The following is a 22,632-nucleotide window of genomic DNA, read 5'->3' on the forward strand; positions in this document are numbered from 1 at the left end:
GAGAACCGCAGTCGTTTCGGTGGGAGATACTCATACGTGACCTCGCCTGCTCATGAGACAATGAAGGAGCCGCGGCGGCGTGGCTTCTTCATTGGGCTCAAAAAATTCAACACGAAGTTCATGTTGGTCACCGGGTTCAGCGTGCTGCTCGGTGCCCTCCTGAACGTCCTCGTCGCTCGGCAAGGTCTGCATGAGCTCAGCCAGAAGTCCGCCCGCGAGATAGAAGGCGGGCTGAACGAAGCGAACCGCGAGTACCTGACGAACCACCTCGGCGATACGGCGCAGCAGGTCAACCTGCGGCTGGGCCACGCCTACGCCGATCTCAGGATGCTGGCCGCCATCGTGCAGACGATGGTGGACCAGGGCGACCAGCTCGATGAGCTGCACGCGAAGGTCGCCAGCATGGAGCCGTTTCGCGACAAGCTCGTCCACAACGCGAAGAGCAACTGGTGGCAGAACGGCCCGGATGAGCCGACCGTGGTCGGCGTCTGGGGCTACCTCGGCAAGGACGGCAAGCTCCTTCCCGACGTGCAGCGAGCGGTGGACAGGACCGCGCTGTTCGACCTCTTCCTCCCGTCGTTCCAGAAGTACGGCGCCGACAAGCTCCAGGTCTATTACGCCGGCAGCGCGGAGCAGCCGTTTGTCCGGGTGGCGCCCTACCTCGATATGGGAGGCACGTTCGACAAGCTCTATCCGGGGCACAACGAGAAGAGGTGGTACGACTTCTTCTATCCCGGCCTCGTCGAGAGCTGGAGCGAGTGGCTGAAGGAGCCCAACGGGCTACAGAGCCGCCCCGTTCAGACGACGGTCACGGCGCCCTACGACGACGCGGGCGGCGGCGGCATGATCATGACCGCGTTCCATCCGATCTGGAGCAAGGAGCGCGACAAGTTCGCAGGCGCCCTCGGCCTGGACCTGACCCTCGCACAGCTCGTCGAGTCGATCAAGGACGTCCGGCTGGCGAGCGCCGGCTTCGCCTTCCTGACCCAGGCGGACGGCAACGTGCTCGCCGTGAACGATCTCGGCGTCGCGACGCTGCACCTCCGGGCCGAGGGCGGAGCGGGGCAGAGCGAGGGGGTGGGTGTCCTCCAGCGTCGTCTCAAGGACAGCAGCGACCCCGCCGTCGCGATGATCGCGCTGCCCAGCGACGACAACGTGGACTACCATGAACGGATGATCGCCGGCGAGGCGTACATCATCGCTCTCCAGCGGCTCGCCCCGGTGAACAGCTGGGCTGGTCCGGGCGCGCGGATCGAGTCGCAGCAGTGGACGCTCGGGTTCGTCGTGCCGAAGAAGGAGCTGTACGCCTCGCTCCTCGCCTCCCAGCGCGCCATCGAGGAGAGCCGGACCAGCATCGTCACGAAGCAGATCCTCGTCACGATAATTTCGATCCTCGTGCTGATGCTCGGCGTCTACCTCGTATCTCGCAAGATGACGGGCGCGCTCGTCGCGCTCTCGAGCGGCGCGACGCGGATGCGGGAGGGCGACTACGGCGTTCGCATCGACGTGAACTCGGCGGACGAGATCGGGCAGCTCGGCGTCGCCTTCAACGATATGGCGAGCGAGATCGAGGCCTACACGAACAACCTCGAGGAGCTCGTCGGCGAGCGGACGCGGGCGCTCGAGAAGGCGAACGCGGAGATCAGCGACCTGAACGCGAAGCTCGCGCAGGAGAACATCCGCCTCGGCGCCGAGCTGAACGTCGCGCGCCAGCTCCAGCTCATGGTGCTCCCGGCGCCGAGCGAGCTCCAGGAGATCCCGGGCCTCGACATCGCCGGCTACATGGCCCCGGCCGACGAGGTCGGCGGGGACTACTACGACGTGCTCCGGAGCGACGGGCTCGTCAAGATCGGCATCGGCGACGTCACCGGCCACGGCCTGGAGAGCGGCGTTCTGATGCTGATGGTCCAGACGGCCGTGCGGACCCTGCTCGCGGCCAACGAGCGGGATCCGAAGAAGTTCCTGAGCATCGTCAACAAGGTCATCTACCAGAACATCCAGCGCATCCGCTCGGACAAGAACCTGTCCCTTACCCTGCTCGACTACAGCGACGGCAAGCTCCAGCTCACGGGACAGCACGAGGATCTGATCATCGTCCGGAAGGACGGGACCCTCGATCGCGTCGAGACGATGGGGCTCGGGTTGCCGATCGGCATCGATCTGGATATCAGCGATTTCATCGGCAGCATCGAGGTGGCGCTGGAGGCTGGAGACGTCGTGACGCTCTTCAGCGACGGCATCACCGAGGCGGAGGACTCAGCAGAGGAGCAGTACGGCATCGACCGGCTGTGTCAGGTGATCTCGCGGAACCACGAGAGAAACTCCAAGGAGATCAAAGACGCTATCATCGAGGACGTCTTGGCGCACGTTGGCTACAACAAGATCCATGATGACATTACGGTACTTGTCATTAAGAGGGTATGAGCAAGGGGGAGACTGGGCATTACCATGAGCGAAATCATCGGCGTCTACTCTTTAGACGATTCGTTCAGCGAGCACATGTCGCTGACGTTGTACCCCGACTCGTTCGCGGTGAGATGGAGCCTCTGTAACCTGACGGCGAATTTCATGGCCGAGTACTTCGGCGAGCTCTTCCCGGAGATCGACGGGGAGGACAGGCTCATCAGCCGCGACGAAGTCTCAGGCGCCATAGGTTACGTCCTGAACGAGCTGGTCGAGAACGCCGTCAAGTTCAATCAGCACGGTGACATCACCGTGACGGTCGGCATCGGGCGTGAGGACCTGGTGTGCCTCGTCAGCAACCAGATCACGAACGCCGCTGTCCCCTCGTTGCGCGAGAAGCTCCTCGAGCTCACGCAGGAGGATCCCGGGGAGCTCCTGCGCAGGCAGGCCGAGGCGAACGCCGAGGACGCGGAGAACGCCGGATCGGGGCTCGGTTATCTCATCATCATGAATGATTACGGTGTCAGTCTTGGGTGGAAGCTGGACCCGATCTCAGTCAACAGCTTCAGCATCAAGACGATGGCCAGGATTCCTATTTTGAACGAAAGGTCGAGAATGGAAATCAAAGGTGGCAACTACCGGGTTTGGTACGATCCCTCTGAGGTGGTGGTGTACCTGGAAGGCATCCTTCGTCTTGGTGGCACCACGGAGTACGCCCCCATCGAGGAGCTGCTCGACAAGGTCCTGGCCACGAATCCGCCCACCATCACCCTCGACGTCAGGGCGCTGAACTTCCTGAACAGCTCGGGGATCAACGTCCTCTACAAGTTCGCGATCGCCACCCGGAAGAAGGGCGAGCTCCAGCTCATCGTCCGCGGGTCGAAGTCCATCCCGTGGCAGGGGAAGTCGCTGCCCAACCTCAAGAAGTTCAACCAGAACTTCGAGATGATACTCTGTGATTGAGATCGGATGGGATCTTCCGTCCAACCCGACTCGCGCCCAGGTCGATCCATGACTGCACCCAAGGACCTCAGCTCGATGCACTCCAGAGGCTTCATACAGAAGCAGAACAATCTGGATGCCATCAGGGCGATCGTGAAGGAGCGGCAAGCGTGGAACACACTGCTACGCGACGAGGGGAACTTCACAGACTTCATGGAGCGCTGCAGTGCACTCCTGGAGTACGTCGATAAGCTGAAGCTGGATTTCGACGACCTCTCCCTGGTGCACGAGGCGATCCTGGAGCACGCGACCAGCATCGAGAACGAGCTCGAAGGGTACAACCGGGCCATCGACGACGACCTCGCGGTGGCGCGGCAGGTACAGCGCGCGCTGCTGCCGGAGGCGAGCGGGGCCATCGCGTCGGCGTTCGACATGGCCATCTTCCACAAGCAGCTCGCGCAGGTGGGAGGGGACTACTACGACTTCTTCTATCTCCCCGGCGAGCGCCACGCGATCGGCGTTTACGATATATCAGGTCACGGAGTATCGTCGGCGCTCATCATGGCGTTTCTGAAGGCCCAGTTCGCACACGCCACCAAACGGCTCGACAGCCCGGGGGCGATCGTGGACTGGGTGAACCGGAGCGCCTACTCGTTCCTGCGGGAGGTTCGCCGGTACGCGACGGTGAACTTCGTCATGTTTACGGACCGATTCCTCCGCTACGTGTCGGGCGGAGGCTACGGACTCCTGGTTCGTCGAGGGACGCCTCGCTCGTTCAACCGGGTGAGCAACTTCATCGGTCTGCGCATCAAGCCGTTTCACGAGTTCGAGCTGCCGTTCGAGGAGGATGACGTCCTCGCCTTGTACACAGACGGGATGTTCGAGGCGCAGGACGCGAGCGGGGAGATATATTCCGTGCAACGTCTCAACGAAATCGTCGTCAAGCACAGCGAGGAGCCGGTGCAGGTGATCCTCGATCGGTGCATCGAGGACTACACGCGGTTCCGAGTGGCGGACGCCGACGACATCACACTGATCATCCTGCGAAGGTGCGCCTGATGAAGCCCGAGAAGAATCATTCGCAGACGTCGGTCGGTGCATCGATATACATATCTCCGATCGATCACATCACGGGCGACGTGGCCGGCCTGCTTGCGAACTTTTTGGACGCGCTTCTGGTGAGGTTCTATCCCAGACGGATATGCCAGAAGGTCAACGTGGTCGTCACCGAGCTGGTCACCAACGTGATCCAGCACGGGACCGAGCGCGAGAGCGAGGTGCGACTCGACCTGAGCATCGACCCGGACCGGCTGCTCATCAAGGTTTCCAACCGCGTCACGCCGGAGGAGTACCGAACCGTCAAGGCGGTATTCGACGAGATCTTCGCCGCGGAGGACCCGAGGGAGCTCTTCGCCAGGACGGTGCGCGAGCGGCGCAACGACCGGCGCAGGGGCGGCCTAGGCCTCATTCGGCTGACTGCTGAGAACAAATTCCATCTCTCGACGCAGTACGTCGATGGAATCCTCGTCGTCCAGGCTACTTTCCCTTGAAAAGGCTGCGTATGTTTTCCACGAAAGGTCGCGTATGAAGGCTCTCAGCTATGGAGAAATCACGGATGGCGGGCTGAGCGTCTTTCAGTCGGTCGCCCGGCTCGATGACGACAACCGCCTCGTCCTGACCTTCGAGGGCGCTATCCGGATCGACAACCCGTACCGGTACCTCTCCAGCTACCTCGACGAGCTGGCGCGGGTCCTCCCGCAGCATCCGATCACGTCCACGGTGATGGACTTCGTGAAGATGCGGTTCTGCAACTCGAACGGCTTCTACGTCATCATGGACATCGTGGACGCCGTGTACAACCTGGTGCCCGGGCGGGTGACCGTGCGTCGGATCCTCGACGACGACTGGCAGCACGAGACCCTGCCGATCCTGCTCAACCTGAACGAGGAGCACGTGGCCGCGCGGACGACGTTCGAGGACGTCAAAGAGCCGTGACGCCGTGACGGTGGCGTGGTGGCTGCATAAGGCGACCGGCGATGGAGGCACCTGCGAACCAAGCGGACGTGGAGAGGTTCTTCGCTGTCTGTCCCGATCCGCTCTGCGTTCTGCGGATCGACGGATCGTTCCTGCGCGTGAGCGGCGCCTGGGAGAGCACGCTCGGCCTGGGGGCCGAGGAGCTGATCGGCCGGAACCTCCTGGATCTCGTGCATCAGGACGACCTCACTGCGACCCGGGAGCAGCTGGATCGGCTCCGGCTGGGACCCGTGACGCTCGGGCTGGAGAACCGGTGCCGGAGCAGGAGCGGCATCTACGTCTGGCTATCGTGGTCGCTGCTCTCGGTGCCGGGCGAGGGGCTCATCTACGCCTGGGCGCGCAACGTGGGAAAGCAGAAGCGCCTCGAGCGGGCGCTGATGCAGCGGATCGAGACGAAGATGCTCGTCGCGTCGATCTCGGCCCACTTCATCAACGTGAAGCTCGCGGACATCGACCGCGGCTTCCAGTCGGCGCTCGCGGAGCTCGGCAGGACGCTGCGCGCCGACAGGACGAGCCTGTTCCTGCTCTCGGAGGACGGGCGGCGGTTCTTGAAGACGCACGAGTGGTGCGCTGACGGGGTGCCGTCGCTGCTCGCGGAGCGGGCCGCCGTCTCCAGGGACGAGTATCCGTGGCTGGTCGAGCGGCTGTTCCGCCTCGAGGTGTGCGACGTGCCGCGCGTGGCCGACCTGCCGAAGGAGGCCGCGAGCGAGAAGCGGGCGTTCACCGAGCTCGGGATCGCCTCGCTGGTGCGGATGCCGGCGGCGTACGCGGGCCGGCTCGTGGGCGTCGTGGGGATCGACGCGGTGCGGTCGATCCGGGCGTGGGACAAGGGCGTCCGGGCGCTGCTGCAGGTCGTCGGCGAGATGTTCGCGATCACGCTGGAGCGCATGCGCGCCGAGGAGTCGCTGCGCGACGTGGTCGAGCAGCAGGAGTCGCTGCGCGCGGTGATCGAGCGGCAGGAGTCCGCGATCGAGACGCTGTCGACCCCGATCATCCAGGTCTGGAACAGCGTGCTCGTGCTGCCGCTCGTGGGCAGCATCGATCGGCACCGGGCCTCCGAGATCACGGAGAAGCTGCTGCGCACGATCGTCGAGACGAAGTCGCGCTATGCCATCGTCGAGGTGACGGGGGTCGAGCAGGTCGACTCCACGACGGCGCAGCACCTCATCAGCATGCTGCAGACGATCGAGCTCCTGGGCGCGCAGGGGGTCGTGGCCGGAGTCCAGCCCCAGGTGGCGCAGACGGCGTCGTCGCTCGGGATCGATCTCTCGTCGGTCCAGGTGCACCGCGACCTCCAGGAGGCGCTGCGCTGGTGCATCCGGGAGATCCAGGCGGACGCGCGGCAGGGGAAGCGGCGGCGGCGGCGGTAAGGGCGCGGTCCCGAGGGGATCGGCCCCCGGGGGGAGGGGGCTCGCCGCGCGGCGCCGGGAGGGCTGAGCTCGCCTTGAACGATGTGTCTCCGGCGCGCGTGGTGCGCCGGAGACACATCGCTACTGGGGCTCAGACAACAGTCCTCCCGGCGCCGCGCGGCGAGCCCTCTCCCCGGGGGCTGCGGTCATGGGCGGTTGTGTCCGCTCGGTATGCCCGGGGGCGCTGGCGCTGGCGCTTGACGCGACCTTGCGGAGAGAATATTTCGTACACGAAGCATCGTGACAGCGACCCTGCCGACGCCGGAGAGGCCGGAGATCGACGCGATCGTGGAGATGATCATCTATCTCTACACGGAGTCGCGGCGGCTCACGAAAGGGATGGCGAGCGGATTCGGCCTCACCGGGCCGCAGCTCACCATCCTCAAGCTGCTCGAGTCGTTTCAGGATCTCTCGCTGTCGACGCTCTCGGAGCGGATCCGCGCGCAGAACAGCACGGTGACCGGGATCGTCGACCGGATGGAGCGGGAAGGGCTCGTCCGGCGCGAGCGCTCGAAGGCCGACCGGCGGGTCGTGCACATCCGGCTCAGCGACAAGGGGGCGCGGCTCGCCCGCGAGATCCAGGTCGAGCCGATGGAGATCTTCCGGAGCGCGCTGCTCAGCCTGAGCTCGACCGATCTGCGCGACCTGCTCCGGATCCTGACCAAGCTGCAGAAGCAGGTGGTCGCGCGGGTAGGGCAGGGCGGACAAAGGAAGAGCGACGGCGACGGGACGTGACAAGGGAGGCCGAGGCCATGAGAGAGAAGCCGACGTTCACCGGGGAACCGAGGAATCCGAACGAGCGAGACCCCGATATCTGCGTGGTGACCTGCGCGCTCTCAGGGGTGCTCGCCAGCCGCAAGCAGTGCCCCGCGATCCCGTACACGCCGGTCGAGATCGCCGAGGAGGCGCGGAGGGCCTACGAGGCAGGGGCGGCGGCGGTGCACATCCACGCGCGCAACGACGACGGCTCGCCGACGTTCTCGCCGGCCGTGTTCGCCAGCATCAAGGAAGAGGTGCGGCGGCGCTGTCCGGTCATCCTGAATTTTTCCACCGGCACCATCCTCGAGGACGTCAGCGAGCAGTGCGCGACCCTCCGCGAGAGCCGCCCGGAGATCGCGGCCCTCAACATGGGCACGATGAACTACTCGAAGTACTCGCGCGCCCGGAAGAGCTTCGACTTCGACATGGTGTTTCCCAACACGTACGCGAAGATCGGCAAGCTCCTGTCCGCGATGAACGAGGCCGGGGTGAAGCCGGAGCTCGAGTGCTTCGACACAGGGCACACGCAGGGCGTGTGGCCGCTCATCGACATGGGCCTCCTCAAGCCGCCGCTGCAGTTCTCGTTCATCGTCAACGTGCTGGGCGGCATCCCGGCGCACGTGGAGTCGCTCCAGCTCCAGACCAGGATCATGCCGGCCGGCTCGGAGTGGGAGGTGATCGGGATAAGCCACGGGCAGTGGCGGATGCTGGCGGCGGCGCTCGTGCTGGGCGGCAACGTGCGGTGCGGGCTCGAGGACCACCTCTACCTGCCGAGCGGCGAGATGGCGCGCAGCAACGGCGAGCTGTGCGAGGTCGCGGCGCGCATGGTGCGCGACGTGGGGCGCAGGCCGGCGACCGTCGAGGAAGCGCGGCAGATCCTGGGCCTGCGGGGGGACGACGCGCCGAGCGCGGCGGGAGGGACGGCGTCGTGACGGCGCGCGCGTACACGGTCGTCCAGGCGGCGTCCGCGGGGGGCGTCCTGCGGCTCACGCTGAACAACCCGTGGCGCAAGAACGCGATCGGGCCCGTGATGGTGAACGAGCTCCTCGACGCCCTCGAGGCCGGGATCGCGGACGAGGCGGTGCGCTGCGTGGTGCTGACCGGCGCGGGGGACGCGTTCTGCGCGGGCGGCGACTTCGCGCAGATGGCCGGCGCCGAGGGGGCGCCGCAGGTCGCGCCGAAGGGCGACTACGCGGATCTGCTGCTCGCCTTCGCGAACTCGAGCAAGCCGATCGTGGCGCGGGTGAACGGGCATGCGCTCGGCGGCGGGCTCGGGCTCGTCGCGGCGTCGCACTTCGCCATCGGGGCGCGCGGCGCGAAGCTCGGGACGCCCGAGATCAACGTCGGCCTGTTCCCGATGATGATCATGGCGGTGCTGCAGCGGCACGTGAGCCGCCGCAAGCTGCTGGAGATGATGCTCCTCGGGCAGCGCCTCGACGCCGACGAGGCCGCGGCGTGCGGCCTCCTCAACAGGGCGGTGGAGCCGGGCGCGCTCGACGCGGCGGTCGACGAGGTGACGTCCACGATCGCGGCGAAGAGCCCGATCGCTGTGCGGCTCGGCCTGGAGGCGTTCGCGGCGCAGGACGATCTCGATCTGGAGTCGGCGCTGCCGCTCCTGCGCGGGCGGCTCGCCGGGTGCCTGGCGACGGACGACGCGCGCGAGGGGCTGATGGCCTTCCTGGAGAAGCGGCAGCCCCGCTGGTCGGGCAAGTAGGCGCGCGCGGCGGCGAGGCGCGCAGGATGAGGTGGCCCGTGAACATGCGAGAGCTCGTGAAGGACCTCGAGGCCCGCCGGGAGCAGGTGCGGCGGATGGGCGGCGAGGAGCGGGTGGCGAGGCAGCACGCCCGCGGGAAGATGACGGCGCGGGAGCGGCTCGCGGCGTTCTTCGACGACGGCGTGCATTTCGAGGTCGGGATGCACGGCACGCAGATGGGGCTCGCGGCCGGGCCGGACGGGGGCGACCGGCCGCCGGCCGACGCGGTTGTGTGCGCGTTCGGCAAGGTCGACGGGCGGATGGTGTGCGCGGCGGCGTACGACTTCACCGTGAAGGGCGGCAGCATCGGGCAGACGGGCGAGGAGAAGGTGACCCGCCTGCGGCAGATGGCGCTGCGCGGCCGCTGGCCGATGGTGTGGTTCATCGACTCGGGCGGGGCGCGCATCGACCCCGGGTCGATGCACCCGGACAGCATCTCGCTGTTCGCGGGCTCGGGGCACCTGTTCCGCGAGCAGGTGCACATGAGCGGCGTGGTGCCGCAGGTCGCCGCGATGGTGGGGCCGGGCGCCGCGGGCACCGCGTACATCCCGGGGCTCGCGGACTTCGTGCCGATGGTCAAGGACGTGGGGTCGCTGGCGCTCGGCGGTCCCCCGCTCGTGCGCGCGATGACGGGCGAGGACATCTCCGAGCAGGAGCTCGGCGGCAGCAAGGTGCACACGACGAAGAGCGGCGTGGGCGACGCGGAGTACGCGACCGACGCGGAGTGCCTCGCGGCGGTGAAGCGGTACCTCTCGTTCTTCCCGTCGAGCTGCGACGAGGATCCGCCGCGCCTGGCGGTGACCGATCCGATCGAGCGGCGGGAGGAGTCGCTGCTCGATCTGCTGCCGGAGAACCCGCGGCGCGCCTACGACATGCTGAAGCTCATCGACGCCATCGTCGATCACGGCGAGCGGCTCGACATGAAGCCGCGGTGGGCGCGCTCGATCATCACCTGCCTCGCGCGGATCGGCGGCCAGCCGGTCGGCATCGTGGCGAACCAGCCGAGCCACATGGGCGGCATCCTCGACGTGGACGCGTCCGACAAGGCCGCGCGCTTCATGCAGATCTGCGACGCGTTCAACATCCCGCTCGTGTTCCTGCAGGACGTGCCGGGGTTCATGATCGGCTCGAAGGTCGAGCACGAGGGGATCATCCGCCACGGGGCGAAGATGCTGCACGTGATGGCCGCGGCCACGGTGCCCAAGATCACGGTGGTCGTGCGGAAGGCGTATGGCGCGGGGTATTACGTGATGTGCGGGCGCGCGTACGAGCCGGACCTCATCGTCGGCTGGCCGACCGCGGAGATCAGCGTGATGGGGCCGGAGGGGATGCTCGGGATCGCGGCGAAGAAGATGTTCGGGGATGCGCCGCCGCCCGCGGAGGTGAAGCAGGGCATCGTCGACATGATCCAGAAGAACATCGACGTGATGAAGGTCGCGGGGTGGGGGCTCATCGACGACGTGATCGATCCGCGGGACACACGCAGGGTCATCGCGTGGGGGCTCGAGCTCGCACGGAAGAAGCGCGTGGAGCGGCCGGAGAAGAAGCGGGGGATCCTCCCGGTGTAGGCGGTGCGCGGGGGCGGGCGGAGACGCGGAGAGGGAGAGAGGGAGCGCCGAGCCGCCCGGGCACCCTCCCCGGGGCCTGTCGTGCCGCCGCTGATGGACCAGAGCCGCTGTTTGCGACGGTCAGTCGGCGGCTGCGCCTTGCTCCGCGGGGTCGGGCCTGGGCGTCGGCACGGCACGCGGGGCGGCGGCGTAGAACGGCTCCGGCGCGCTCTTCACGCGGAGGAGCGTCGGAGACTCGGCGGCGACCGTGGCGGTGTAGGCGTCGATGCCGAGGCCCGTGCCAGGCTCGTTCGCGTGCAGCGTGGCCGTGACCTCGTAGAGGCCCTCGCGGGCGAACGTGTTGGCGGGGCAGACCTCCCGGAGGAGGAGCGAGACGTCGGCCGACGCGCCAGGCTTCAACGTCCTGTACAGGTCGCGCGGGATCGCTCCGGTCGGCGGGGACGCCCCGCACACGGTCGTGCCGTTCGGACCGGCGACGTGGAACTCGAGCATCCGCGGCCGGATGGCGACGGTCATGGGGCGCTTGCCGGCATTCCTCGCGCTCACCCGGACGACGATCGAACGAGGGCTCGCCGCGTCGGACCAGGGCTCGCTCTTGAGCTCCAGCCGAGGCGCGTTGGCGTCCACGATGGGCGCGGCCGACGAGCCGGCGCCGCCGGGGGGCTGAGCTGCCTTGTCTCCCGAGGGCTGAGCTGCCTTGTCTCCCGAGGGCTGAGCTGCCTTGTCTCCCGAGGGCTGAGCTGCCTTGTCTCCCGAGCTCGGGGGCGGCTCGGCGCCGTCCGGATGGTCTCCGGCGGCCTCTTTCTTCGCGGGATGGTCGTAGCTCAGCGCGATCGTCGGCGCGGCGAGCCCGGGCGCCGGGGCGAACGCCGGCGGAGCGTCCGTCGACTCCGCGGCGAACGGGGGCGCGGGCGCCTTTCTCGACCACTTAGGCGGCGGGCCCCAGCCGTACCAGGCCCTCACCACCGAGCCGCCGGCGAGCGCGGCTTCGTCCTTGCCGAAGCAGAGCAGGCGCGGATCGAAATGCTCGATGTACGACTGGCCGGGCGCCAGCAGGAGCGCGCGCCGCTCCGGGAAGCCGCTCGGCTTGAGCCCCGCGGGCGCAGCGCAGCGCACCGTCTTCTTCGTGCGCTTGTTCAGCGTGTCGATCTCCAGGCGGAGCAGACGGACGTCCGCCGGGATGCGCATCGGGCGCTCCCCTTCGTTGTCGATCCGCAGCGTCCACGGTCCCTGCGGCGACGGCGCGATGAGCCACACGCGCGCCGGCGCGGGCGGCAGGGGCGGCGGCTCGGGCGCCTTCTTCTTCGCGCCCGCCCTGGGCGCGCCCGCGCTCGGCCTGGGCGCAGCGACGCTGGCGCCCCCAGGCGGCGAAGCAGCGCCGGCCTTCGGCTTCCCCGGCGGCGCGGCGGTGCTCGGCTTCTCTGCCTGCTGCGCAGGGCCCGACCCCTGTTGCGCGAGCGCGGGGCGCGACGCGAGCCCCAGCGCGGCCGCTGCGATCGACGCGGTCGACGTGAACAGACTGGCGATCCGGACGAGACGTTTGCGCATGGAGGATCCGTTCGGGAGCGAACGCTTCCGCTTTCTTTCCGGGGGCGTCAACCTTAGCGTAGCCAGCGAGCCTGGCCCCCTCGGGGGCGCCCGGGCGCCCTCCCATCGCTCGAAGCGTGGTCATGCGCGGCCTGTACGCCATCGTCGACACCGACTCGCTCTCGCGCCGCGGGCTCGATCCGGCGGCGTTCGCCGAGGCCGTCCTCGACGCGCGGCCGGCGGCCATCCAGCTCCGCGACAAGCGGGGCGGGGCGGGGCGCACGCTCGCGCTCCTTCGCGCAATCCAGCCGCTCGCGGCGCGCGCGGGCGTGCCCCTGTTCGCGAACGACCGGGCCGATCTCGCGGTGCTCGCGCGCTGCGACGGCGTGCACGTCGGCCAGGACGATCTCCCCGTGCCGGCGGTGCGCAGGCTGGCGCAACGCGCCGGCGCGTCGCTCCGCGTCGGGCTCTCGACCCACACGCCCGCGCAGCTCGAGGCCGCGCTGCGGGGGCGGCGCGATGACCTCGACGACCTCGATTACGTCGCGGTCGGGCCGATCTTCGCGACCTCGAGCAAGGAGCGCCCGGACGCCGTTGTCGGCCTCGAGGGGCTCGCGTCGCTGCGCGACATGGTCGAGCGGACGCGGCCCGGGCTGCCGCTCGTGGCGATCGGCGGCATCTCGCTGGAGAGGGCGCGCGAGGTGGCCCCGCTCTGCTCCGCCGCGGCGATCATCGCCGCGCTGCTGCCCGAGGAAGGCGCGACAGCGTCGCGCGCCCTCGACGAGGTGAGCGCGCGGGCGCGGGCGCTCACGGAGGCCCTCGCGCAGGCCGGCGCGCCGGCGGCGCCGCCCGGAGAGGGCGCGCGATGAGCCTCACGCTGCTCGCGGCGGCCGCCGCGGCGGTGGCGGCGACGGTGGGCTACATGGCGGCGCGCCGCGAGCGCGAGGCGCAGGCAGGGAGGGGCGGCGAGGAGGAGCCCGGGGCGCCAGCGCGGTCGCCCGAGGACGCGCTCTGGGACGAGCTGCCGCTCGCGCTCGGCGACGTGGTGCTGGCCGGGAGCGAGGAGCGCTGGCTCTCGGGCGCGATCGTGGCGCGGGAGCGAGGCGAGCTCGTCGCCGTGGTGTTCCTCGCGCCCGAGGGGGCGGAGCAGCGGGCCGTGGCGGCGTTCCCCGCGCCGCGGCGCGAGATCCTGTGGCTCGCGCCCGCGGCGGTCGACTCGCCGGAGGAGCCGCCGGCGACGCTCGAGATCGCCGGCATGACCCTGCGGCGGCGGGCACGGCTGCCGGCGGCGCTCGCGCGGCTGGGGCGGGGCGCGCCTCGCGTGGGCGACGCAGGGATCATCGCGCTGTACGACGGGGGCGGGCACGACGCGGCCGTGGTGCTCGCGAGCGAGGGGCGCATCCACGCCTGGGCCGGGCGGCGCATCGAGGACGGCGGCTACGAGCGGCTGGGCGGCGGCGGCGACGGCTGACGCCGGCCCTCGCTGCCTCGCGGCGTGCGTCAGCCGATGACGCTGCGCAGCTCCGCGATCAGCGACGCCATCGCCAGGCTCGGGGAGGCGTTGCGCTCGAGGTGCGTCACGGCGCGGGAGACCGCGGCGTAGCGCTTGGCCGAGAGGCCCGCGCGGCGCGGATCGTCCGCGACAGCGGCGCGCGCCTCGCGCGCGAGCGCGGCGTTGAGCGCGCGCAGGTCGTCCTTGAGGGCGCCCTTGTCGCGATCCACCGACTCCGCGAACGCGACGGCGGGCCCGAGGTCCCGGGCGGCCGCGGCCGCGAGGACGCTCTTCACGAAGGCGTCGCGCGAGGCGGTCTGCTCCTCGTCCGCGAGCTCGAGCGCGGCGGAGGCGCTGCCCGCGGCGAGCTCCACCGCGAGGTCGTGCCGCTCCTCCGGAACGCCTTGAGCGCGGAGGATACCGCGCACGATCGGCTCGGAGAGCGGGGCGAAGCGAACGGGGAGGGTGCGCGAGCGGATCGTGTTGAGCAGCCGGTCGCCGCGCGAGGTGAGCAGGATGAAGTGGGTGCCGGGCCGCGGCTCCTCGAGCGTCTTGAGGAACGCGTTCGCGGCGCCGACGCTGAGGTCCTCGGCGTCGCGGACGATGAAGACACGCGCGCGCCCCTCGTGGGGCGGGTACGAGGCGTGGGCGAGCACGATCGATCGGACCTGGTCGACCGAGATCTCGGTCAGCTCGTCGCGGCTCCGGCCGATGACGGCCGCGGGGTAGAAGTTCTTCGCGACGATCTGCACGTCGGGGTGGAGCGGCGACGCGGGGCGCCCCGGGGAGCGCCCGGCCGCGCGCCGGCAGGCGTCGCACCGGCCGCAGCCGAGCGGGTCGCCCGCGGTGCACACGAGCGCCTGCGAGAGCGCGACGGCCGCGAGCTCCTTGCCGACGCCGGGCGGGCCCTCGAAGCGGTAGGCGTGGTGGACGCGGCCCGCCTGGAGCGCGCGTACGAGGGTGCCGACCGCTGTGTCCTGGCCGAGGATGTGGGAGAACGGCACGGCCCGCTATCTAGCACGACCGGGGCGCAACCTGGTCCCGGATCGCGCCGCGCGCGAGGCCGCTCGGCGCCGCGGGCGGCGCGATCCGCGCGCTCGCTGCGCTCATTGCGGGCGGCGGTGATAGGTTGCCGCGCATGCGCGTCCTCGTGCTCGGCGGCACCCGATTCATGGGTCATTTCCTGGTCTATCGCCTGCTCGCGGCGGGCCATCAGGTCACGCTCCTGAACCGCGGCGTGACGCCCGACGTGTTCGGCGATCGCGTCGCGCGGATCCGGTGCGACCGCACGACCGGCGGCGGCCTCGAGCAGGCGCTCGGGGGCCGCGAGTTCGACGCCGCGGTGGACTTCACCGCGTACACAGCCGCGGACGGCCGCGCGGCGGCGCTGGCGCTCGGCGGCGGGCGCGTCGGCCACTACGTCATGATCAGCACCGGCTCGGTGTACCTCGTCCGCGAGGGGTGCCCGCGGCCGTCGCGCGAGCGCGACGACGACGGCCCGCTGCTCCCGGAGCCCGCGGACGAGGAAGATCGCGCGGCGTGGGCTTACGGCATGAACAAGCGCGGCTGCGAGGAGGCGCTCGCGGCCGCGTGGCGGGGCGACGGCTTCCCCGCGACCGTGCTGCGCATCCCGATGGTGAACGGAGAGCGCGACCCCCACCGCCGCCTCGAGCGGTACATCGCGCGCGTGCTCGACGGCGGCCCGCTGCTCGTCCCGGACGGCGGCGAGCACCCCGTGCGGCACGTGTACAGCGGCGACGTCGTGAGGGCGATCGTGAAGCTCCTGCTCGTGCCCTCGACGTTCGGCCAGGCGTACAACCTCTGCATGGAGGAGACGCCGACGCTCGCGGAGCTGCTCGCGCTCGTCGCCGAGCTGCTCGGCGCGCCGGCGCGGCTCGCGCCGGTCGACCGGGCCGCGCTCCGGGCGCGCGGCATCGACCCGGTCGCGATGTCGCCGTTCAGCGACCCCTGGATGTCGATGCTGGATCCCGCGAAGGCGAGGGCGGAGCTCGGCTTCCAGCACACGCCGCTGCGGCGCTGGCTGGAGACGGTGATCACGTCGCTGCTCGCGAACCCGCCGTCCGATCCGCCGCCGGGCTACGAGCGGCGCGCCGAGGAGCGCGCGCTCGCGGCGGCGCTGCCAGGTGAGGCCAGGGCGGGGGACGCCGACCCGGCGTGAGGTAAGCTGGGCCCGCGGGAAGGCGGGAGGGCCGGGAGGTCGCGCGCCGTCTTCGCGCTTCGCCGTGAACGATCCGGAGGAGGGGAGATCTCGCGATGCAGGATGTAGAGCCCAGGCGGGTCCTGGCGGCCATCGACGCCTTCCTGAGCACGCCGCTCGACGCGGCGCTGTCGCGGCACCGCGAGGTGGATCCGGCGGCCGGCGCGCTCGCGCTGTTCCACGAGGTCGCGGCGACCGTCCCCGCGTACCGCCGCTTCCTCGACGAGCACGGCGTCGATCCGGCGGCTGTCAGGACCCCCGCGGACTTCGCGGCGCTCCCGGTGATCACGAAGCAGAACTACGTGCTCCGGCATCCGATCGCGGACCTGTGCCGCGGCGGGCGCGTCGAGTCCTGCGACATGGTCGCCGTCTCGTCGGGATCGACGGGCAAGCCGACGTTCTGGCCTCGCTCGGTCACGGACGAGCTCCCGGTCGCGCGGCGCTTCGAGCAGGTGTTCCACGACAGCTTCCAGGCCGACGCGCGCCGCACGCTCGCGGTCGTGTGCTTCGCGCTCGGCTCGTGGGTCGGCGGCATGTACACGGCCGCTTGCTGCCGTCACCTCGCGGCGAAGGGGTATCCGATCACGGTCGTCACGCCGGGCAACAACAAGGAGGAGATCTACCGTGTCGTCCTCGATCTGGGGCCGGCGTTCGATCAGGTCGTCCTGCTCGGCTATCCGCCCTTCCTGAAGGACGTGATCGACGCGGGCCGGGCGCGGGGGATCGACTGGGCGCCGCTGCGGATCAAGCTCGTGATGGCGGGGGAGGTGTTCAGCGAGGAGTGGCGGAGCCTGGTCGGCGAGCGCGTCGGGTCCACCTCGCCCTGCCACGACTCGGCATCTCTTTACGGGACGGCGGACGCCGGCGTGCTGGGCAACGAGACGCCGCTGAGCATCGCGATCCGCAGGTTCCTCGCGGGCAACCCGGATGCCGCGCGCGCCCTCTTCGGTCAGGACCGGCTGCCGACGCTTGTGCAGTACGACCCGGCGGTGCGGTTCTTCGAGCAGCGCGAGGGGATGCTCCTCTTCTCGGGCGAGAACGGCGTCCCGCTCATCCGCTATGCGATCCTCGACAGCGGGGGCGTCTACGCGCACGCGGACATGATGGCGGCGCTCGCGCGCTTCGGCTTCGACCCGCGGCGGGAGCTCGACGGGGAGCGCGGCGCCCGCGAGCTGCCGTTCGTCTATGTGTTCGGGCGCTCGGATTTCACTGTGTCGTATTTCGGCGCCAACATCTATCCGGAGAACGTTGTCGTGGGTATCGAGCAGCCCGGCGTGAAGGAGTGGGTGACCGGGAAGTTCGTGCTGGAGGTCCGCGAGGGGGCGGACAGGGATGCGTTCCTGTCGGTGGTGGTCGAGCTCGCGCCGGGAGAGGCGGAGAGCGAGGCGCGGCGCGAGGCGGCGGCGCTGTCGATCGAGGAGCACCTCGTCCGGCTGAACAGCGAGTTCAGGAGCTACGTGCCGGCGGGGAAGCGCGCGCCGCGGGTGACGCTGAGGGCGGCGGGGGATCCGGAGTACTTCCCGCTGGGGGTGAAGCACCGGTACACGCGCAAGCCGGGCGGGTGAGGGCGGCCGGGAGTCGACGAGCCTCGAGGGCGCCGTCATCAGCGAACAACCGGTCGGCCGGCGCATTCATCGACTCCGGGCGACCAGGCGCGCACGTCACGCGTGCGTACGACGCAAGTCATCTCGATACGCTCGCGGGCCTGACCGTGGTCAGTCGGCTTCGCTGAGGATTCACTGCAATGGTGACATCGATCCGCCCCCGCCCCCCGCCGCGCCCCCCAGCGCCTCGCAGAACGCCGCCACATCCGGGAACCGCTCCGACGCCTCGAACTCGATCGCCCGCTCCAGCACCTTCCGCACCGCGTCGCTGCACGGCAGCCGCTCGAGCACCCGCCCCGGATACCGCATCATGATCGGCGGCAGCTCCGCGCCGTGCAGGCAGAACACCGCCGTCATGCCGAGCCCGTACACGTCCGCGCGCGCGTCCGCGTCCTGCGGCCGGTGCATCAGCTCCGGCGCTGCGTACAGGAACGTCCCCAGCGCGCCGCTCCTCGTCCCTCCCGTCGTGTCGCGCGCCCAGACCAGGTCGAAATCCGTGATCCGCGGCAGCCCCTCGCCGTCGAGCAGGATGTTCGCCGGCTTCACGTCCCGGTGCACAAGCCCGCGCCCGTGCGCGAACGAGATCGCGTCGCCCGCGCGGAGGAGCATCGGAATCACCGCCTCCGCCGGCAGCCGCTTCCCGATGACCGCGCTGTACACGTCCTCGCCGTGGACGAGCTCCATCACGAAGTAGTGCCAGCCGCCGTCCTCGCCCTTCGGCTCCAGGATGCGCACCACGCCGGGATGGTCGAGCTCCGCCATCGCCCGCGCCCCCCGGAAGAACCGCTCTCGCCGGCCCTCGTCGCCCGCGAGGTTCGGGTGCAGCACCTTGAGCGCCACCGGCTGGTCGCCCCGCCCCGCGTCGAGCGCGCGCCACACGGTCGCGAACCCCCCGCGGCCGATCCGCTCCAGCAGCAGGTACCGGCCCTCGCTGAGCTCCTCGCCGACGTGGAGCTGGCCGCCTTCCCGGCGCTTGCGCCGGAGGTCGACGATCTCCTGGTCCACCTCCGCGGTGCCCGCGCCCGCGGCCTGCAGCCGCACCCGCCGCTTCTGCGCCGCGGCGATCTGCCTGTCGATCGCGCGGATCGCCTCCTCGGCCTCGCGCAGGGTCACCGCGAGCGCGCTCGCCGGCGCCGCCTTCGCGGGCCCCGCCTCCGGCCGCGCGCTCGCGGCGGCCTCCTCCACCACCGCGCGGATGCCCAGGACCACGTTCTTCCAGGCCTCATCCGGGTTGGCCCAGCTCGTCACCGCCCCGCCGCTCTGCGGCAGCGCCTGGAGCTCCGCCAGGGCGGTGCCCTCCCAGTCGCATGCGCGCACCAGGATCGGCACCACGCGCGCGGCGCCCCGGCGATGCCGCTCCAGCGCGGCGCCGAGCTCCCGCTCGTAGCAGCTGTCCGAGGCGAGGAACGCCTCGCTCACCAGCAGCACCACCACCTCGGCGGCGGAGAGCTCCGCCGCGATCGACCCGTCGCGCGCCGCGCCGGCGCCGACCCGGCCGCGGTGCCATGTGCTCACCAGGCCCTGCCGCTTGAGGGCGGCGAGGTGCGCCTCGAGCGCCTCGAGGTGCGCTCGGTCCACGGGGGCGTAGGAGATGAAGACGTTGACCGCCATGCGCTGAGGGCGTCGCTGCGGCGGCGAGCTCGCTGCGTCTCGGCCGCCCGCTCCGCGCCGACCAGGCTATCAGACGCGGCGCTCCTGCTGACCCTCCGCATGGTACAGAGGAGCCACCGCACGAGCGGAGCAGCGCGGTCGGCCTCGCTTGCCGCCCTCTCTTGCTGGCGCTTGCTGGTAGAAGAGCGCCAAGACCATGACCGATCGTCCTCCCCCGCTCGTCGTCCTCGGCTGCGGCTTCACCGGCGCGGTGGTCGCCGGCCTGCGGACGGCGTCCGGCGGCCGTGTCATCGCGACGACGCGCTCCTCCGAACGCGCGGCCGAGCTCGCGCAGGCGGGCATCGACGTGCGCGTCCTGCCGGAGCTCACGGCGGACGCCGTCGAACGGCTCGTGCCCGACGGCGCGGACGTGCTCGTCGCCTTCCCGCCCGACGGCGCCACGGACGCCGCGGTCGCGCCGTCGCTCGGCCGGGCGCGCGCCGTCGCGTACGTCTCGTCGACAGCCGTCTACGGCGGCGCGACCGGGCGCATCGACGAGGCGACGCCCACCTCGGCCGACGGTCCCCGCGCCGCGGCGCGCCTCGCGGCCGAGGCCGTGTACCGCGAGCGCGGGGCGGTGGTGCTGCGCGCGGCGGGCATCTATGGCCCCGGCCGCGGCCTGCACCAGCGGCTGCTGCGCGGCGACTTCCGCATGACGGGCGAGGGCGACCAGCAGGGAAGGAACGTCGTCTCGCGCATCCACGTCGAGGACCTCGCGCGCCTCGCGCTCGCGGCCCTGGAGCGCGCCGCTCCCGGCGAGGCCTTCCCGGTCGCGGACGACGCGCCCGTGCCGCAGATCGAGGTCGTCCGCTGGCTGTGCGCGCGGCTCGGCCTGGAGCTGCCGGCGGGCGCGCCGCGCGAGGACCTGCACGAGACGCTCCGCCACGACCGCGCCGTGGACAACGCGAAGATCAAGCGCGCCCTCGGCATGACGCTGCTCTATCCGAGCTACCGCGAGGGGTTCGAGGCGTGCCTGGCCGTCGAGGCCCAGGCGCCGTCCCCGGTCGAGGCGGCGCGCGCCCCGCGCGAGCGCGGCTGAGGCATGGGTGGGCTGCGCGCCGCCCGCGCAGCGCCCATCGCCGCCCTCGCTGCTACTCCCCGCGCTCGACGATGCCCTGCGGCGGCTCCTGCTCCTCGGTCGCGTCGAGCTGATCGATCTCGCGGAAGAGCGCGTCCAGATCGAGCGTCAGCCCGTCGCAGCCCGGCACCTCCCGGAGCAGACCCCCGTTCACGCCGAGGCGACGCGCGTAGACCCCGTCGCGCGTGAGCTCGAAGATCTCCAGGGTGCGGAGCTGCGGATCGAGCAGCCAGTACCAGCGCACCCCGAACGCCGCGTACTCTTCCAGCTTCTCGATGCGGTCGCGGCGGCCGTCCCGCGGCGAGGGCGAGACGATCTCGACCATGATGTCCGGCGGGATCGCCACGGCGCCGCGGGCCGGGGGCTTCCGGGAGGTCGGGAGGAACGCCGACACGTCGGATTTGCGCCCGCGCCGCGGCTTGAGCGCGTACTTCACCTCGGAGCCGAAGACGAAGCCGCCGCGCGGGAACAGCCATGCCCGCAGGGTGTGGATGAGCCAGGCGACGGCCAGCTCATGGACGCAATCGGGCATCTCTTCCTCGACGAGCCGGCCATCGATGAGCTCACCGGCCTCGTCTTCCGGCAGCGCTGCCCACTCCGCGACGGACAGGAGGCGGGCTGCCTGGGGCTCCGGGTACGGGCGCTGGCTCACGCCGGGAGGGTACCACCCCGGCGCGCGCTGCGCCTGCTCAGGAGAGAGGGCCCCGCGCTCCGGATGGATCGCGGCGGGGCGCATGCCTCCCGCCGCGCGCGACCCGGGCGACCGGCGCCCGGATGCCCGCCACGTCGCGCGCTACAGGACGCTGGCTCCACGTCGGGTGATCACGATGCCGACGTCCTCGCGTGTCGTGCCGCCGGCGGCGCGCGCGCCGTCCGCGTTGCCGTCGTCACCGACGCTGGACAGCGTGTAGCCCTCGCCGCTCGGGCTCCTGCGGTACACGAGAGGGCCTATCCCACAAATATCCTGCGCGAGCGACCGCAGCGCCTCCGGATAGACGCCGTCCGCATACGCCCGCTCTGCCTCGACGGTCGCGCGCGCCACGAGATACGACGTCCGCAAGGCGCAATCGCGCCCCGCGAGGTCCTGGAGAAGCTCGGCGCTCATCGTGGGGTTGAGCTCCGTGGCGTAAAAGGCGAGGGAGTCGAACGCGATCTCCTGAACCCGCGCGGACTGGGAGACATCACGCTGCGCCTGGCGCGCGATCTGCTCCGCGTCGCGCAGCCACGCGTCCATCCGGGGAAGGGCATGACCGACCAGAATGCTGTCCGAGAGCACCGTCCTGAGCGCAATCGCACCGATGGGTCGCCGCACCTCAGGAGGAAGCTGATCGGGGAGGGCGCCCGTGTCGATCAGGCTCATCACCGCTTTTCGGAGGCGCAGGCGCTCTTTCCGGAGCGCGTCGGCGAGGAGCGGCAGGTTGCGCCCTCGCTCCGCGAGCGCCTGATCCAGATCCGCGAGCTCCGCCGCGTGGAGCCGGGGCGCGCCGGCCACGAGCGCGGCGACGGCGCGGTAGGCGTGCGTCGCGTTTTGCATGCCGACCAGGCCAGCGATGAGCGACCCCGCGGACATGTCCGCGCCGACCTTGGCCACGGTGAGGTAGCGGTCCAGCGCGCCGCGCACATCCCCCCTGGCCGCGAGCTCGTGCCCCTCGATCAGGGCCAGTCGGCTCACGGACATGAACCGCCATTCCGGGCCGTACTCGACCCACGCGCTGTCCTCCGTCAGCTCGTAATGAGAGCACCTCGCCGCCTGCCGGAATGCGTCCATCTCCGGACGGTGCCGCTCGATGTCGGCGAGGAGATCGGGGGACAGCGGCGCGCCCGGTCCAGCCTCGATCGCCCGCTTTATCTTCTCGGGATGAGCCTGCATCTGGATACCCGACAGGCTCGCGTAGCTCGCCCCGCAATGCTGCTGCGCGCTGCCCTCGCCGGCGGGCCGCGAGCGCTCGCGGATCTGCGCGCGCTCCGCGTCCCATTCGGCCTGGGTGGCCTCCCGGTATTCCCGCAGCCGGGATTGACTCCATACCGACGCCCCGGTCCGGACGACCAGGATGAGCGCGGCTGTCGCCGCGAGCCCGACACTGAGACGTTTCAGCCTCCCGCGGAGGCGCCCCTCGCTGTCTGTCATCGAAAGCGAAATGCCCGAGCGCAACACGCCATTCCGCGCCGTTTTGTCAACCGGATCGCGCGGCGCT

Annotated in this window: 20 protein-coding genes; 15 read left to right on the forward strand and 5 right to left on the reverse strand. The window is 70.5% G+C overall.

The window, feature by feature from the left end; translation table 11 throughout:
• Positions 1-60 precede the first annotated feature (60 nt).
• From WMF42_RS08560 to WMF42_RS08605, 10 genes are all read left to right on the forward strand, one after another.
• Complete coding sequence (locus WMF42_RS08560; protein WP_063815742.1) at positions 61-2,424, forward strand: SpoIIE family protein phosphatase; 2,364 nt, start codon at positions 61-63, stop codon at positions 2,422-2,424.
• Between the two features lie 24 nt (positions 2,425-2,448).
• The gene (locus WMF42_RS08565; RefSeq protein ID WP_012234413.1) at positions 2,449-3,366 is read left to right on the forward strand and encodes a slr1658 superfamily regulator; all 918 of its coding nucleotides are present in this window, start codon (positions 2,449-2,451) and stop codon (positions 3,364-3,366) included.
• A gap of 48 nt (positions 3,367-3,414) precedes the next feature.
• Positions 3,415-4,404, forward strand: a complete 990-nt coding sequence (locus WMF42_RS08570; protein ID WP_061607201.1) for a PP2C family protein-serine/threonine phosphatase — start codon at positions 3,415-3,417, stop codon at positions 4,402-4,404.
• A complete protein-coding gene (locus WMF42_RS08575) occupies positions 4,404-4,895 on the forward strand; it encodes an ATP-binding protein (RefSeq protein ID WP_233561296.1) in 492 nt (163 codons plus the stop codon). The genes WMF42_RS08570 and WMF42_RS08575 overlap by 1 nt, the downstream gene beginning before the upstream one ends.
• A gap of 34 nt (positions 4,896-4,929) precedes the next feature.
• Entirely contained in the window at positions 4,930-5,340 is a 411-nt protein-coding gene (locus WMF42_RS08580; protein ID WP_020734190.1) for a hypothetical protein, read from the forward strand.
• Between the two features lie 41 nt (positions 5,341-5,381).
• The gene (locus WMF42_RS08585; RefSeq protein WP_437691364.1) at positions 5,382-6,749 is read left to right on the forward strand and encodes an STAS domain-containing protein; all 1,368 of its coding nucleotides are present in this window, start codon (positions 5,382-5,384) and stop codon (positions 6,747-6,749) included.
• A gap of 279 nt (positions 6,750-7,028) precedes the next feature.
• Positions 7,029-7,523, forward strand: a complete 495-nt coding sequence (locus WMF42_RS08590; RefSeq protein WP_061607204.1) for a MarR family winged helix-turn-helix transcriptional regulator — start codon at positions 7,029-7,031, stop codon at positions 7,521-7,523.
• Positions 7,524-7,540: 17 nt separating this feature from the next.
• Positions 7,541-8,479: a 3-keto-5-aminohexanoate cleavage protein gene (locus WMF42_RS08595; RefSeq protein WP_437691367.1), complete on the forward strand. Its 939-nt coding sequence runs from the start codon at positions 7,541-7,543 to the stop codon at positions 8,477-8,479.
• Positions 8,476-9,261 carry an enoyl-CoA hydratase/isomerase family protein gene (locus tag WMF42_RS08600; RefSeq protein ID WP_063815743.1) on the forward strand — a complete coding sequence of 262 codons (786 nt, stop codon included), beginning with the start codon at positions 8,476-8,478 and terminating at the stop codon, positions 9,259-9,261. Before WMF42_RS08595 ends, WMF42_RS08600 begins: the two co-directional genes overlap by 4 nt.
• A gap of 44 nt (positions 9,262-9,305) precedes the next feature.
• Complete coding sequence (locus tag WMF42_RS08605) at positions 9,306-10,868, forward strand: acyl-CoA carboxylase subunit beta (RefSeq protein ID WP_233561298.1); 1,563 nt, start codon at positions 9,306-9,308, stop codon at positions 10,866-10,868.
• Positions 10,869-10,988: 120 nt separating this feature from the next.
• Here WMF42_RS08605 and WMF42_RS08610 read toward each other — a convergent pair whose 3' ends face one another.
• Entirely contained in the window at positions 10,989-12,416 is a 1,428-nt protein-coding gene (locus tag WMF42_RS08610; protein WP_437691369.1) for a hypothetical protein, read from the reverse strand.
• Between the two features lie 122 nt (positions 12,417-12,538).
• Between WMF42_RS08610 and WMF42_RS08615 the strand changes: the two genes are divergently transcribed.
• Both WMF42_RS08615 and WMF42_RS08620 read left to right on the forward strand, forming a co-directional pair.
• Positions 12,539-13,264 carry a thiamine phosphate synthase gene (locus WMF42_RS08615; RefSeq protein WP_434046378.1) on the forward strand — a complete coding sequence of 242 codons (726 nt, stop codon included), beginning with the start codon at positions 12,539-12,541 and terminating at the stop codon, positions 13,262-13,264.
• On the forward strand, positions 13,261-13,866 hold the full coding sequence (locus WMF42_RS08620) for a hypothetical protein (RefSeq protein WP_061607208.1): 606 nt from the start codon (positions 13,261-13,263) through the stop codon (positions 13,864-13,866). Before WMF42_RS08615 ends, WMF42_RS08620 begins: the two co-directional genes overlap by 4 nt.
• Positions 13,867-13,895: 29 nt before the next feature.
• Here WMF42_RS08620 and WMF42_RS08625 read toward each other — a convergent pair whose 3' ends face one another.
• Entirely contained in the window at positions 13,896-14,891 is a 996-nt protein-coding gene (locus tag WMF42_RS08625; RefSeq protein ID WP_061607209.1) for an ATP-binding protein, read from the reverse strand.
• Between the two features lie 134 nt (positions 14,892-15,025).
• Between WMF42_RS08625 and WMF42_RS08630 the strand changes: the two genes are divergently transcribed.
• Positions 15,026-16,066: an NAD-dependent epimerase/dehydratase family protein gene (locus WMF42_RS08630; protein ID WP_437691371.1), complete on the forward strand. Its 1,041-nt coding sequence runs from the start codon at positions 15,026-15,028 to the stop codon at positions 16,064-16,066.
• Positions 16,067-16,161: 95 nt separating this feature from the next.
• Positions 16,162-17,670 carry a phenylacetate--CoA ligase family protein gene (locus tag WMF42_RS08635; RefSeq protein ID WP_061607211.1) on the forward strand — a complete coding sequence of 503 codons (1,509 nt, stop codon included), beginning with the start codon at positions 16,162-16,164 and terminating at the stop codon, positions 17,668-17,670.
• 171 nt (positions 17,671-17,841) lie between these two features.
• Here WMF42_RS08635 and WMF42_RS08640 read toward each other — a convergent pair whose 3' ends face one another.
• Positions 17,842-19,320 carry a protein kinase domain-containing protein gene (locus WMF42_RS08640; RefSeq protein WP_061607212.1) on the reverse strand — a complete coding sequence of 493 codons (1,479 nt, stop codon included), beginning with the start codon at positions 19,318-19,320 and terminating at the stop codon, positions 17,842-17,844.
• Positions 19,321-19,516: 196 nt separating this feature from the next.
• On the opposite strand from WMF42_RS08640, the gene WMF42_RS08645 reads away from it, so the two are divergent.
• On the forward strand, positions 19,517-20,398 hold the full coding sequence (locus WMF42_RS08645; protein WP_437691374.1) for an NAD-dependent epimerase/dehydratase family protein: 882 nt from the start codon (positions 19,517-19,519) through the stop codon (positions 20,396-20,398).
• 52 nt (positions 20,399-20,450) lie between these two features.
• Here WMF42_RS08645 and WMF42_RS08650 read toward each other — a convergent pair whose 3' ends face one another.
• Together WMF42_RS08650 and WMF42_RS08655 are read right to left on the reverse strand one after the other, a co-directional pair.
• Positions 20,451-21,089: a Uma2 family endonuclease gene (locus tag WMF42_RS08650; RefSeq protein WP_434046385.1), complete on the reverse strand. Its 639-nt coding sequence runs from the start codon at positions 21,087-21,089 to the stop codon at positions 20,451-20,453.
• Positions 21,090-21,230: 141 nt separating this feature from the next.
• Positions 21,231-22,565, reverse strand: coding sequence for a hypothetical protein (locus WMF42_RS08655; protein WP_437691376.1), 1,335 nt, complete (start codon positions 22,563-22,565; stop codon positions 21,231-21,233).
• Between the last annotated feature and the right edge of the window lie 67 nt (positions 22,566-22,632).

The sequence above is a fragment of the Sorangium sp. So ce176 genome (assembly GCF_051519835.1).
Classification (GTDB): domain Bacteria; phylum Myxococcota_A; class Polyangia; order Polyangiales; family Polyangiaceae; genus Sorangium; species Sorangium cellulosum_G.